Source organism: Pantoea sp. SOD02, from assembly GCF_024707505.1.
GTDB lineage: Bacteria > Pseudomonadota > Gammaproteobacteria > Enterobacterales > Enterobacteriaceae > Pantoea > Pantoea symbiotica.
This window is the reverse complement of sequence record NZ_CP102604.1, coordinates 2,648,926-2,663,274: the sequence shown is the minus strand read 5'-3', so window position 1 is coordinate 2,663,274 and position 14,349 is coordinate 2,648,926. Positions and strand designations below refer to the sequence as shown.

7 protein-coding genes are annotated in these 14,349 nt (G+C 57.6%); 2 read left to right on the top strand and 5 right to left on the bottom strand.

What is annotated here, in order from left to right; genetic code table 11:
• Positions 1 to 37: 37 nt before the first annotated feature.
• The 3 genes from mdtC to NR302_RS12385 are packed head-to-tail and all read right to left on the bottom strand — an operon-like array spanning position 38 to position 7,445.
• On the bottom strand, positions 38 to 3,106 hold the full coding sequence (gene mdtC / locus NR302_RS12395; protein WP_258143605.1) for a multidrug efflux RND transporter permease subunit MdtC: 3,069 nt from the start codon (positions 3,104 to 3,106) through the stop codon (positions 38 to 40).
• A complete protein-coding gene (locus tag NR302_RS12390) occupies positions 3,103 to 6,225 on the bottom strand; it encodes an MdtB/MuxB family multidrug efflux RND transporter permease subunit (protein ID WP_258143604.1) in 3,123 nt (1,040 codons plus the stop codon). Before NR302_RS12390 ends, mdtC begins: the two co-directional genes overlap by 4 nt.
• On the bottom strand, positions 6,225 to 7,445 hold the full coding sequence (locus NR302_RS12385; protein WP_258143603.1) for an MdtA/MuxA family multidrug efflux RND transporter periplasmic adaptor subunit: 1,221 nt from the start codon (positions 7,443 to 7,445) through the stop codon (positions 6,225 to 6,227). Before NR302_RS12385 ends, NR302_RS12390 begins: the two co-directional genes overlap by 1 nt.
• A gap of 238 nt (positions 7,446 to 7,683) precedes the next feature.
• Between NR302_RS12385 and NR302_RS12380 the strand changes: the two genes are divergently transcribed.
• A complete protein-coding gene (locus NR302_RS12380) occupies positions 7,684 to 8,646 on the top strand; it encodes an aldo/keto reductase (protein WP_061717746.1) in 963 nt (320 codons plus the stop codon).
• 218 nt (positions 8,647 to 8,864) lie between these two features.
• Positions 8,865 to 10,199 (top strand): carbohydrate porin, encoded by a 1,335-nt coding sequence (locus NR302_RS12375; protein WP_258143602.1) that lies wholly within the window; start codon positions 8,865 to 8,867, stop codon positions 10,197 to 10,199.
• Between the two features lie 72 nt (positions 10,200 to 10,271).
• Here the strand turns inward: NR302_RS12375 and yegD are convergent, their stop codons facing one another.
• On the bottom strand, positions 10,272 to 11,624 hold the full coding sequence (gene yegD / locus NR302_RS12370; protein ID WP_110866643.1) for a molecular chaperone: 1,353 nt from the start codon (positions 11,622 to 11,624) through the stop codon (positions 10,272 to 10,274).
• 77 nt (positions 11,625 to 11,701) lie between these two features.
• Complete coding sequence (locus NR302_RS12365) at positions 11,702 to 14,266, bottom strand: diguanylate cyclase (protein ID WP_258143601.1); 2,565 nt, start codon at positions 14,264 to 14,266, stop codon at positions 11,702 to 11,704.
• Positions 14,267 to 14,349: the final 83 nt, after the last annotated feature.

Genomic DNA, 14,349 nt, shown 5'->3' with positions numbered 1-14,349 from the left:
GCTGGGTGGGTAGGGGCGCCATTCATGGCGACCTCCCTTAACCCGCCACCAATACCTTTTTCTTACGCCGCCGCAGCTTATCCATCATCAAATAAACCACCGGCGTGGTGTAGAGCGTCAGCAGCTGACTCATTACCAAACCCCCGGCGATGGTGATGCCGAGCGGCTGACGCAGCTCCGCGCCGTCACCGCTGGTCAGCACCAGCGGCAGCGCGCCAAACAGCGCGGCGAGCGTGGTCATCAGAATCGGGCGGAAGCGCAGCTGGCACGCCTGGAAGATCGCGTCGCGCGGCGACAGATTGCCGTTGCGCTCGGCATCCAGCGCAAAGTCGACCATCATGATGGCGTTTTTCTTCACGATACCGATCAGCAGCAGAATGCCGATCAACGCAATCAGGCTGAACGGCGTGTTGAACAGCTCCAGCGCCAGCAGCGCGCCGACGCCCGCCGACGGCAGCGTGGAGAGAATGGTCAGCGGATGCACGTAGCTCTCATACAGAATGCCCAGCACGATATACACCGCCGCAATCGCCGCCAGCATCAGGTAAAGCTGGTTGGATTGCGACTGCTGGAACACCTGCGCGGTGCCGGCAAAACTGCCGCGCACGCTGGAGGGCACGCCAAGCGCGGTGATGGTGCGATCGATGGCTTCAGACGCCTGCGATAGCGACACGCCTTCCGGCAGGTTGAACGAAATGGTGGACGCCGCCGACAAGCCTTCATGGTTCACCGACAGCGGCGCGTTGGCCGGTTGCCACTTGGCAAACCAGCTCAGCGGAATCGCTTTGCCGTCGCTGTTAATCACAAACATCTGATCGAGTGAACTGATGTCCTGGGTGTAACGCGGATCGACTTCCATCACCACTTTGTACTGGTTAAGAGGCTGATAAATGGTGGAGATCTGGCGCTGACCAAAGGCGTTATTCAGCAGCGCGTTGGCGGCAGACACATCGATGCCGAGCCGCGCCATGCTTTCACGATCGTAGGTCAGATTCATTTCGCTGCCGTTGTCCTGCTGATCCGAGTTGACGTCCGCCAGCTCGGGCAGGGCGGCAAACGCCTGACGGATTTTCGGCTCCCATTCGCGCAAATCATTCAGGTTGTCTGACAACAAGCTGTATTGATAGCTGGCGTTGGATTCACGTCCGCCAATGCGAATGTCCTGCACCGCGTTGAGATAGAGATTCGCGCCGGGCTCTTTCGCCAGCTTGATACGCAGCCGGGCGATCACTTGCTGCGCGCTTTCGCTGCGCTCGGAGAGCGGTTTGAGCGAGACGAACATCGAGCCGCTGTTGGTGCGCGAACCACCGGTAAAGCCGGTAACGTTATCTACCGCCGGATCGGCTTTGATGATGTTCATGAAATCCTGCAGCTTGCCGCGCATCGCCTGGAACGAAATGCTCTGGTCCGCCGAGATAAACCCTTGTAAGCGGCCAGTATCCTGCTCTGGCATAAAGGTTTTCGGGATCGAGATGAACAGCCAAACGGTAAGCGCCACGGTGCCGAGCAGCAGCATCAGCACCCAAATAGCGTGATTCAGCACCCAACCCAATGAACGCGCGTAGCCGTTCTGCACCTTCATCAGCAGCTTGCCGAAACCGCGCGTGCGTGGCTGGCTGCGCTTGACCTGCGGCTTGAGCAGATAAGCGCACATCATTGGCGTCAGCGTGACCGAGATAAACAGCGAGATCAGAATCGCCACCGACAGCGTGATGGCAAACTCCGAGAAGAAGCGGCCAATGATGCCGCCAATCATCAGCAGCGGCAGGAACACCGCAATCAGCGACAGGCTCATCGACAGCACGGTAAAACCGACCTCGCGCACGCCGGTCAGCGCCGCCTGCAACGGTTTCATGCCTGCTTCGACGTGGCGCGCAATGTTCTCCAGCACCACAATCGCGTCATCGACGACAAAACCGGTAGCGATGGTCAACGCCATCAGCGACAGGTTATTCAGGCTAAAGCCGCACAAATACATGGCGGCGAAGGTGCCAATCAGCGAAACCGGCACCGCAGCGGCGGGGATCAACGTCGCGCGCCAGTCGCGCAGGAAGGCAAACACCACCAGAATCACCAGCGCCACGGCGATGATCAGCGACTGCTCCACTTCATGCAGCGAGGCGCGAATGGTCGGCGAGCGGTCCTGCGCAATTTGCAGATCGATGGCGGCGGGGATCACATCATGCAGTTCCGGCAATTCGCCACGAATGCGATCAACGGTATCGATGATGTTGGCTTCCGGCGATTTACGCACCACCAGCAGCACCGCCGCTTTGCCGTTGGTCATCCCGGCGTTGCGTACGTCCTGCACTGAATCCTGCACGTTAGCGACATCGCTGAGGCGCACCGCCGCACCGTTGTTGTAATGCACCACCAGCGGCTGATACTCGCTGGCAGTTTGTAATTCTCCGTTGGTGCGTAACTGCCAGCGCTGCTGCACATCATCAATCGCGCCCTGCGGACGGCGCTGGTTGGCGTTGCTGATGGCGGTGCGCACCGCATCCAGCGACACGCCTTGATTGAATAAAGCCTGCGGATTGAGTTCGACGCGTACCGCTGGCAACGAACTGCCGCCAACCGTCACATCGCCTACGCCTTCAATTTGCGACAGCTTCTGCGCCAACTGCGTTGAGGCGTAATCATACAGCTGACCGGGATTATAAATGTCCGAGGTCAGCGTCAAAATCATGATCGGCGCATCAGAAGGGTTGGCTTTGCGATAGCTTGGACGGCTCGGCATGCCGGTTGGCAGCAGGCTTTGCGCGGCGTTGATCGCCGCCTGCACATCGCGCGCCGCGCCGTTGATGTCGCGATCAAAATCGAACACCAGAATAATGCGCGTGCTGCCCAGCGAGCTGGTGGAGGTCATTTCACTGACGCCGGCAATGCGCCCCAGCGAGCGCTCGAGCGGCGTCGCCACCGAGGCCGCCATGGTTTCCGGCGATGCGCCGGGCAGCGAAGCCGAGATCAAAATCACCGGGAAATCCAGCTGCGGCAGCGGCGCTACCGGCAGCAGGCGGAAGCCGAGAATACCGGCCAGCGCAATCGCCAGCGTCAGCAAAGTGGTGGCGACCGGGCGATGGATAAACAGCGCGAAGAACTTCACGACTGCGCCTCCGAGCGTTTAAAGCGACGGCGTGTAGCGTGTGACAGACGATCAAACAGCAGATAGATCACCGGCGTGGTGAACAGCGTCAGCACCTGACTTACCACCAAACCGCCGACCATGGCGATTCCCAGCGGATGGCGCAACTCCGCGCCGACGCCGGTGCTCAGCATCAGCGGCAACGCACCGAGCAGTGCCGCCAATGTCGTCATCAGAATCGGACGGAAACGCAGCAAGCACGCCTGATAAATCGCCTCGCGCGGCGGCATGCCTTGTTCACGCTCTGCCGCCAGTGCGAAGTCGATCATCATGATGGCGTTTTTCTTCACGATACCGATCAGCAAGATAATGCCGATGATGCCGATGATATCCAGCTCGTTGCCGCTTAGCATCAGCGCCAGCAGCGCACCCACACCGGCGGTGGGCAGCGTCGAGAGAATGGTGATCGGATGGATAAAGCTCTCATACAGCACGCCAAGCACGATATACATCGCCACCACCGCCGCCACAATCAGCCACACGGTACTGGACAACGCGGCTTCGAAGGCCAGCGTGCTGCCCTGGAACTGCGTCATCATCTCGGCGGGCATGCCCACCTGATCTTCCGCCGCGCTCACCGCTTTCACCGCATCGCCCAGCGAATAACCGTCGGCGACATCAAACGAGAAGGTTGCTGACGGGAACTGATCGAGATGGTTGATGCTGAGCGCGGCGTGGCGCTCCTCAATTTGCGCGATGGCGCTGAGCGGCACGCTGCCGCCGTCGCTGCTGGTCAGGCGAATGCCGTCGAGGCTCGCCAGTCCCGGCGTGGCATCGCTGTTCTGTTCCAGCACCACGCGATATTGGTTGGCCTGGGTGTAAATGGTGGAGATCAGCCGCTGACCAAAGGCGTTATACAGCGCGTTATCGACATCGGCCATGCTAATGCCCAGGCGGCTGGCGCTGTCACGATCGACACGGACAAAAGCTTCCAAACCTTGATCCTGCCAGTCACTGCTGACGTCACGCAGTTGCGGCAGCGTATTCAGCTGCTCCAGCAGTTTCGGCACCCACAAACTCAGCGACTCGAGCGAGCCAGATTGCAGCGTGAACTGGTACGGCGTGCGGCTGGCTTGGGTATCAATGGTCAAATCCTGCACCGGTTGCAGCCACAGCGAAATGCCCGGCACTTTAGCTAACGCCTGTTGCAGGCGCTGCTGCACCGCCGGAATACGATCGTCACGCTCATTCAGCGGCTTGAGGTTGATTTGCAGGCGCGCGCTGTTGAGCGCGGCGTTGGTACCATCGACGCCGACAAACGAAGTCATGCTCTGCACTGCCGGATCTTTCATGATGATCGACGCGACATCACGCGTGCGCTCCGCCATGTTGGCGTAAGAAACCGACTGCGGCGCCTGCAAGGTGCCCTGAATGATGCTGTTATCCTGCTGCGGGAAGAAGCCTTTGGGGATGACGATCCACAGCAACACGGTGATCAGCAAGGTACTGAGCGCCACCGACAAGGTGATCCACGGATGCAGCAGCACGCGCGTTAAGCCGCGTCCGTAGCTGGCAATAATGCGGTCAAACATCGCTTCGCTGGCGCGCGAGAAGCGGTTCTGCTTGCGCAGCGATTCGGCGCTTAACATGCGGGCGCACATCATCGGCGTCAGCGTCAGCGATACTACGGCGGAAATCAAAATCGCCACCGCCAGCGTCACGGCGAATTCGCGGAACAGGCGGCCAATTACATCGCCCATAAACAGCAGCGGAATCAGCACCGCAATCAGCGAGAAGGTGAGAGAGATAATGGTGAAGCCAATCTCGCCCGCGCCTTTCAGCGCCGCCGTCAGCGGTTTTTCGCCTTTTTCGATATAGCGTGAGATGTTCTCGATCACCACGATGGCGTCATCAACCACAAAGCCGGTAGCGATGGTTAGTGCCATCAGCGTCAGGTTGTTGATCGAGAAGCCGAGGAAATACATCGCGGCAAAGGTGCCGATTAGCGATAGCGGTACGGCGACGGCGGGGATGATGGTTGCCGGGACGTTACGCAGGAACAGGTAGATGATCATCACCACCAAAGCCATCGCCAGCATCAGTTCGTGCTGGGTATCGCTGACCGAAGCGCGGATATTGGTGGTGCGGTCAGTTAGCAGTTTCACATCCACCGATTTCGGCAGCGTGGCGGTTAAACCGGGCAACATAGCGCGGATATTATCGGCGGTGGCGATGATGTTGGCGCCGGGCTGGCGCTGCACGTTGAGCACAATCGCCTGCTGACGGTTCGCCCAGGCACCCAGCCAACTGTTCTCGGCACCTTGTTCAATGGTGGCGACATCGCCCAGTCGCACCGGAGCGCCGTTGTTATAGCTGATGATCAGCTTGCGATAATCTTCCGCCGAGGTCATCTGGTCGTTGGCCGACAGCGTAATCGAGCGCGTTGGGCCGTCGAGGCTGCCTTTCGCCGAGTTGACGTTAGCGTTGGTAATGGCGGTACGTACTGACTCACTGGTCAGGCCGAGCGCGGCCAGCGCCTGGGTGTTCATCTTCACGCGCACCGCAGGACGTTGCCCGCCCGAAAGCGTCACCAAACCCACGCCCGAAACCTGGGAAATTTTCTGCGCCACGCGCGTTTCCACCATGTCCTGCACCTGCGTGAGCGGCATGCTGGTGGTGGTAACGGCGAGCGTCATGATCGGCGGATCGGCCGGATTCACTTTGCTGTAAACCGGCGGATTCGGCAGATCGTTAGGCAGCAGGTTGGTGGCGGAGTTGATCGCCGCCTGCACTTCCTGCTCGGCAACATCCAGTGACAGCGTCAGCTGAAACTGCAATGTCACCACGGAAGCGCCGCCCGAACTCTGCGACGACATCTGCTTCAGGCCGGACATCTGGCCGAACTGGCGTTCCAGCGGCGCGGTAATCGAGGAGGTGACGACATCAGGACTGGCGCCGGGATAAAGCGTAACTACCTGAATGGTCGGATAATCGACTTCAGGCAGAGCGGAAACCGGCAGAAAACGGTAGCCGAGCACGCCGGCTAGCAAAATGGCGATCATCAGCAGCGTGGTGGCGACCGGGCGCAGAATAAACAGGCGCGAAGGTCCACCGCTGCTGTCAGGAGGCATCACCTGCATTATTGACGCTCTCCGCGTGCGGGCTGCGCAGCACGCGTGCTGTGTGTCGCGGCGCTTTGCGGTGCCACCACTTCAACGGTGGCGCCTTCCGTCAGACGATCCAGCCCGTCGGTCACCACGCGATCGCCCGCTTCAAGGCCCGCGCTGATCACCACTTTCTGGCTGTCCTGCAACCCAGCGGTAACGCGTTTCTTACTCACTTTGTTGTCGCTGTTGACCACCCAGACAAAGTGACCGTCGTTGCTCATCTGCAGCGCGGCAGTCGGGATCACCACCGCATCCTGCAAGGTATCGACTTTCAGGCGCGCGTTCACAAACTGGTTCGGGAACAGCGTGTCATCTTCGTTGCTAAAGCGCGCCTTGAGCTTGATGGTGCCGGTGGTGGCATCAATCTGGTTATCGAGACTCAACAGCGTGCCGCTGGTCAGCAGCGTTTTGTTGCTGCGATCCCAGGCTTCGACGATCAGCGGCTGTCCGCTTTTCTGCGCCTTGAGGATTTGGCTGATGTTGTTCTCGGCGACGCTGAACACCACGTCAATCGGGTGGGTTTCGGTGATCACTACTAATCCGGTGGTATCGCCGGACGTGATGTAGTTGCCGACATCAACCTGCTTCAAGCCGACGCGTCCACCAATTGGCGCGGTAATGCGACTGTAAGTCAGATTGAGCTGGGCGCTGGCGACGTTACCTTCATCGGCTTTGATGGTGCCAAGTGTTTCGCTCACCAGCGAACGTTGCGTATCGAGTTCCTGCTGTGACACCAGCGAAGTTTTTGCCAGTTTTTCATAGCGGCTGAGATCGCGGCGCGCATTGGCAAGTGTGGCCTGATCTTTTGCCATTTGGCCCTGCGCCTGGGTTAACGCCACCTGATAAGGACGCGGATCGATTTCCGCCAGCAAAGCGCCGGCGGCCACTTGTTGTCCTTCCTGGAAGTGCAGCGCCATCAATTGCCCATCAACGCGGCTGCGCACGGTGACGGTGTTGGCGGCGGTGACGGTGCCGAGGCCGCTGAGGAAATACGGCACGCTTTCAGTTCTGGCAGCTGCGGCTTGCACCGGCGCTAAGGGGCGTTTGCCGCCTGCGCCGCGTCCACGCTGCTGCGGACCTTCAGCCTGCGTCTGTTTATTCGGTTCCGCTGGATGTTGCCACCAGTAATATCCGCCAGCCAATACGGCAATCACGGCTACAGCCAGCAAGCTTGTTTTTAGTCGACGGTTCATCAAGGTGTGTGCTCTCCAGCGGTTTCGTATTCCCAAGGTGCGTAATAAAAATGCCACTACGCAAACGAATGATTGTAGTCGCCCGGATCGGGCAAAAATTGAAGGAAATAAGAATATCGCCCTGGCGAAGGTAAGTATTCATATTCTGTAAATATTCTGCCAGCAATAGGCATAAGCGCGACCATTTCCTTTGCTAAGCTCAATAGCAGACCTGTCTCGTTTGAATAAGGAGAACAAAATGAGTCAACAGAAACTCCGCCAGCTTGGCGACAGCGGTATCGAAGTTCCCCGTCTCACCTTTGGCGGCAACGTGTTTGGCTGGACGGTGGATGAGAAAACCTCGTTCTCACTGCTTGATGCGCTGGTGGAGAAGGGCTTGTTCTTCATCGATACCGCCGACGTTTATTCGCGCTGGGCGCCGGGTAACGAAGGTGGCGAATCGGAAACCATCATCGGTAAATGGCTGAAGAAAAGCGGCAAGCGCGATAGCATCGTGCTTGCCACCAAAGTCGGCATGGAGTTGTCGCCAGAGAAAACCGGCCTTAAACCGGCTTACATTCGTCAGGCGGTGGAAGATTCACTGCGTCGCCTGCAAACCGACGTTATCGATCTCTATCAGGCGCACCGTGATGATGAAACCACGCCGCTGCTGGATACTCTCAAAGCCTTCGATTCGCTGATCAAAGAGGGCAAAGTGCGTGCGATTGGCGCGTCTAACTACAACGCTAAACGTCTGCAGGAAGCGCTGGATGTGAGCAAGCAGCACGGCCTGGCACGCTATGAAACGCTGCAGCCTGAATACAATCTCTACGACCGTCAGGAGTACGAAAGCGGTCTGGAGCAGGTCGCGGTGAAAAATGGCCTCGGCGTGATTAACTACTATTCGCTGGCCAGCGGCTTCCTCAGCGGTAAGTACAAAAAGCCGGAAGATGCCAGCAAAAGTAAGCGCGGGCAGGGCATCGTGGATAAGTACCTGAATGAACGCGGCAAGCGCATTGTTGAAGCGTTAGAAGATGTCGCCGCCTCGCACGATGTTTCAGCAACGCAGGTTGCGCTGGCGTGGCAGATTGCGCGTCCAAGCATTACCGCGCCCATTGTCAGTGCCACTTCGCTAGAGCAGCTGGATGAGCTGGTGAAAGCTACTCAGCTGGAACTCAGCAAGCAAGAGATCGAAGAGCTGGCGAGCGCCAGCAAACTGTAATGTTTTCAGGGACGCTGCGGCGTCCCGCCTTTTTCCTGCTCTGCCTCACAAAAAATGCCATTTTAGCCAAAAGATTTTCAATCATCGACTGGCGTCACAATTGCGCTAGCGCACTATCAACCTGCGGTAAACTGCGCACATATTTGCAAAAATTGCCAAATCTTCAGCACTATCCTCTGTTCGATCCATTCCAGTAACTTCATATAAGAATAACCATCATGAACAGAAAAGAAGCAGTGCAGCATTTACCCCGCCTGGCAGCGGGAACCCTGATGTTTGCGATGTTGAGTGCATCTGCGCTGGCCGCTGATGCTTTCAGTTACGACTCTCCATATATGTTTGGTGATTGGGGCGGTTACCGAACGCAGCTGGAAAATGACGGCATTAAATTCGACGTTAACTACACCATGGAAACCGGCTCCAACCTGGCAGGCGGTGCCGATACCAACACTACCATGCGCTACAGCGACCAGTGGGCATTTGGCGCTAACTTCGACCTGGAAAAACTGCTCAACTGGCAGGATGCCAAATTCCAGGTGACGATTACCGATCGTAATGGTCAGAACATCGCCGATCAGGTCGGCGATTCTCGTACTGGCATGTTGTCATCACCCCAGGAAGTGTACGGGCGCGGCCAAACCTGGCGCTTAACCCAATTCTGGTTGAGCCAGGGTCTGTTCGATAACACAGTGAACCTGAAAGCGGGTCGTGTGACCGTTGGTGAAGATTTCGATAACTTTGACAGTAAGTTCCAGAACCTGGCGTTTGGTAGCGGCCAGGCAGGTAACTGGCGAGGCGATCGCTGGTTCAACTGGCCGGTTTCCCAATGGGGCGGTCGCGTGAAGGTGAATATCACGCCTGAGGTATTCTTCCAGGTCGGCTTCTATAACCAGAACAGTGCCAACTACGATCGTGGAGACGGTTTCCGCCTGGATACCAGCAACTCCGAAGGCAATATGGTGCCGGTAGAGTTGGGCTGGAAGCCGACGTTAGGCGCAGACAAGCTGCCGGGTAATTACCGCATCGGTTATTACTACTCTTCGGCGAATGGCGATAACTACGGCAGCTGGCGCGATGGCGCGTATCAAAGCCAGGATCATGCTTATGGCGGCTACGTGCTGCTGCAACAGCAGTTGACGGCGCAAGGCGGTGATGCTAGCCGTGGCTTGGGCGTTACCGTACAAGCGGTAATGAACGACCACAAAACCTCGAAAACCGATAACTATCAGTCGGTGAGCTTCACCTGGAAAGGGCCGTTTGATGCGCGTCCGCAGGATGAGATTGGTGTCGGTGCAGCGCGTATTCACGTTAACAGCGCTTACACGCGTTCTCTGCGTGAGCAAAACAACGCTAACGGCGAGACGGACTTCAACAGCCCAACCTATCTGCCGATTCAGGATGGTTCGGAATATAACTATGAGATTTACTACAACGCTCAGCTGACCAAATGGCTGCAGCTGCGTCCGAACCTGCAATATGTGGTTGCGCCGGGTGCGGTGAGTGAAGTGAAAGATGCGTTTGTTGGCGGGATCAGTGCGAACGTGAATTTCTGATGTGTGAGACGGGTCGTCATGAATGGCGACCCTACAACGTTAAGCAGGGCGGCAATGATGCCGCCCTGACTTTTATCTGAACATCACTTCGGCCCAGCGGGCGAGGCCGGCGGTCACCGAGGCGAAGTCATCGCCGCTGGCGATAGGCGTATCGGGCAGCGCCTGCTGTAGTGCGGCGCGCAGCACCGGTGAACGTGCGCTACCGCCGGTGAGATAAATTACTTCTGGCTTGGTTTCGCAGGTGGCGAGCGCCAGATGCACTTGCTCCAGAATCCGTTCCAGCGGTTGGTTAATCGCTTCTTCCAGCTGCGCTGCGCTGATTTGCGCCTGCAATTGGGCGGCGATGAACGCCAGCGAGGCGTCGGTTTCTTTCACCTCCGACAGCGCAATCTTGCTCTCCTCCGCCGCACGCACCAGACGATAGCTCAGCTTCTGCTGCCACACTTTCAGCAGGTGCGCCACTTTGTCACTGTGTTCGGCATCACGAATCAAATCGCGCAGCAGTTTGCCGCTGGCCGCAGAATAGAAGTCGCTTTGCGCCGGAACATCGTTGATTGCGACCGCATTCCACCACGGCAGCGCAGGCAGCGCGGTGCCTTTTTGCGTATTGCCACCGAGGCCCAGCAGCGGCATCAGGGTTTTGAACGCCAGCATAATGTCGAGATCGTTTCCGCCCACGCGGCATCCGCTGTGGCCGAGCAAACTTTCACGGCGATCGGTTTTGTGACGCCATTCCGGGCCCATCAGCAGCATCGAGCAGTCGGTGGTACCGCCGCCGATATCGACTACCAATACGCGCGTCTCTTTCTGCAGCGTAGCTTCAAAATCCAGGCCCGCCGCCACCGGCTCAAACTGGAACTCGACATCACGGAAACCGGCGCGCTGTGCCGCACGCAGCAGAATGCCTTGCGCTTGCTGGTTGGCCTCTTCGCCGCCTAAGCCCTGGAAGTTAATCGGGCGACCAATCACCGCTTGCTCAATCGGGCGATCGAGCTGGGTTTCACCTTGCTGACGAATGTGCAGCATCATGGCGCACACCAGATCTTCAAAGAAAGCGATCTGCTGCGGCTTCAGGCCGTTAGCGCCGAGGAAGGATTTCGGTGACTTCACAAACCACACTTCTTCGGGATCGACCATATATTGCTGCAGCGCAGTCAAACCGAACTGAACGCTGCCTGGCGTGACGTCGATATCTTCTTCGCGGTTATAACGCAGCGCACGCTGCAATAAGGCGGTGCCTTCGCTGTCTGGCGTTGGAACCTGATGATGGCGATGCAGCCATTCGCTGATCGCTTCACGCGTTGGCGCACAAATCATGGAGGGAAGCAGGCGCTGACCATTCTCCAGTGTCAGCAGGCGCGGCGTGCCATTATCGCTGACCGCAATTGAGCAGTTTGCTGTGCCGTAATCGAATCCGATAAACATATTTATCCCCCATGCCGGAAAAAAGGGGGCGACTTTAGCGCAGCCAGCGCGGGCTGGCAATGGGCATACGTGGCAGATTACATCTGCACTTCCTGATAAACGTGATACTGACCACGGCCCGCATGTTTTGCGCTGTAACAGGCGACATCGGCTTGTGACATCACCACATTGCTGATGCAGTTGCGTTGATCGATTTGCGTGATGCCGGCACTCGCGCCAACGTGATAAGGCTGGTCCTGCCACACAAAACGGTATTCGCTCACGGCGGTGACGATGCGCTGCACCACGTCGCGCACCTGATCCACTTCGCAATTTGGCAGCAACACGCCAAACTCGTCGCCGCCCAAACGCGCCAGCATATCGCTGCTGCGCAGATGATGCGGCATCAGCTCTGCCAGTTCGCGCAGCAGCGCATCACCGGCGGCGTGGCCGGCGGTATCGTTCACCGCTTTGAATTTATCCAGATCGATAAACACCAATACGTGATGGCTATTATTGGCCGCCGCATCGTTCACCAACTGCTTTAAACGCTGCTCGAAGCTGTGACGATTTGGCAGGCGCGTCAGCATGTCATGTGAGGCGCTGTAGCTCAGACGCTTCATCACCTTGCGCGATTCACTGACATCCTGAATAACCATTACCGCGCCGATGCTGGCACCGGTCAGGGTTTTCAGCGGCGTAATGCTGTAATGAATCTCGACGCGCGTGCCGTCTGGCGTGTGCAGCACCAGCTCTTCATCGAGATCGGGGGAGATTTTTTCGCCCGGCAGCTGGCACAGCAACAGGTTGTCCACACGCGGCCCGCTCGCGCCTCGCGTGATGTTGAGTAGCTCGGTAATCGGCACGCCTGCCGCTTTTTCCTGCGGCCAGCCGCTCAGCGTTTCGGCCACCGGATTCATAAAGGTAACGCGCATTTCATCATCGGTACTGATCACCGCTTCGCCGATGGAGTCGAGCGTAATCGCCATACGCTCTTTTTCCTGAAACAGCGCTTCATTTAACGCGCGCAGCGGCGTGATGTCCTGACAAATGCCAAGCATACGTTCAATCTGCCCATCCTGACTCAGGATACGGTTGGCCTCAGAACGCACATAGCGCGGGCCTTCCGGCAAATTGATGCGGTATTCCAGCTGGAAGGCGCTGCGACGTTCGATGGCCTGCTGCACCACCAGCGCGGCGGTTTCCCGTTCAGCCGGATCAAGCAGATGCACCCACAGATCGTAGGTGGGCGTTTGGTGCGGACCTAAGCCAAACAGCTCATACATGCGCTTGTCCCACAGCATTTCACCCGTAAGCAGATTCCACTCCCACACGCCGATGCCGCCGGCTTCGTTGGCCAGCGTGATGCGTTCCATCAGGCGGCGATTAACCTGCTCGCTCTGTTTTAGCTCGGAAATATCGATAATCTGGGCGATGAAGTAGTGCGGCTGTTGCGCGGCGTCGCGCACCATCGAAACCGTCAGGCGCGCCCAGACGATCTCGCCATCCTTGCGGAAATAGCGCTTCTCCATGGTGTAGGTCATGATTTCACCCGCCACCAACCGTTCCAGCTGCTGCAAATCGCTGTTGAGATCGTCGGGATGGGTGATTTGCTGGAAAGTGAGTTTTTTTAGCTCATCTGCCGGGAAGCCCAGCGTCTGGCACAGCGACTGATTGACCTGCTGCCAGCCACCATTCGGCGCAACCAGCGCCATACCAATTGCGGAGTATTCCATGGCGTTACGGAAGCGGGTTTCACTCTCGCTAATGTGATGCTTTTCGCGCTGGAAGGCGTCCATCACCAGCGCCATCACGTGGCTCGGCAGCAGCACCAACAGGAACGGCAGCCAGGTGCTGACCTGGCCGAGCAGCATGCCGTTTTGCGCCAGGTTGACCAAATTAAAGGCGAGCAGAATCGAGATGAAACTGGCGTTCAGGAAGAACAGCAGAAAGGCTTCAAATTTTGGCAGCCGCACCGCACACCAGAACAGTATCACCACAATAAAGGTAAAGGGCCACGGCAGAAAACGCAGCGATAAATAGCTGGCGAGTAGCGTGCCAATTAGCGTCAGGCAGGTTTCCAGCTGACGGCCTGGCGTAAAAATCTGGCGCAGCGGTTTATTCGGCCACAGTAGTAACACCGGACCAAATGCCAGCACGCCGATCACTTCAGAAATCACCCACGTCGAGAAGAAGGGCAGTGACGCGCTGCTACCGACATGCAGCATCCATAACGCCACCACGCCGCCGAGCAGCGGCGCAATCAGACCGGCGCACAGCGCAAAGCGCACCCAGTCGAGTAACGAATTGAGCGGGGCGCGGCGATCGAGCAGGGCGCGCAGCATCACGCCGCCCAGAATCGCCTGCACCATATTCAGGATGGCGAACTTAATGTTGCTGAGCGCGGGACCAATAATGATCAGATTGGCCAGCGCGGTTCCCATCACGCAAGCAAACAGCAGCAAGGGAACGTGTCTGGAATGCGCACGAAACACGATCACCGTCATTAGCGCTGTGGAGTACCAAAGCGGTGAAATACGTCCGCTGACAACAATCAGTTCCAGACAAAATAGCGTCAGTAGAAAAGTGAGCCCGCCAATGAGCAAGGCATTGAGCCATATTCGGTGTGGTCTTTCTCGTGAAGTCAATATTTCGAGGGTCATGCAAGAATCCAGCTGCGCGCACCTGATTCACGATGGAAAATGCGCCAATCAATCACTATTTCGCATGCTAGCACATCTATTTA

Coding starts and splice junctions, on each gene's coding strand:
- NR302_RS12390 (WP_258143604.1), bottom strand. CDS start 6,225: ATGCAGGTGATGCCTCCTGACAGCAGCGGTGGACCTTCGCGCCTGTTT.
- NR302_RS12385 (WP_258143603.1), bottom strand. CDS start 7,445: ATGAACCGTCGACTAAAAACAAGCTTGCTGGCTGTAGCCGTGATTGCC.
- NR302_RS12380 (WP_061717746.1), top strand. CDS start 7,684: ATGAGTCAACAGAAACTCCGCCAGCTTGGCGACAGCGGTATCGAAGTT.
- NR302_RS12375 (WP_258143602.1), top strand. CDS start 8,865: ATGAACAGAAAAGAAGCAGTGCAGCATTTACCCCGCCTGGCAGCGGGA.
- yegD (WP_110866643.1), bottom strand. CDS start 11,624: ATGTTTATCGGATTCGATTACGGCACAGCAAACTGCTCAATTGCGGTC.
- NR302_RS12365 (WP_258143601.1), bottom strand. CDS start 14,266: ATGACCCTCGAAATATTGACTTCACGAGAAAGACCACACCGAATATGG.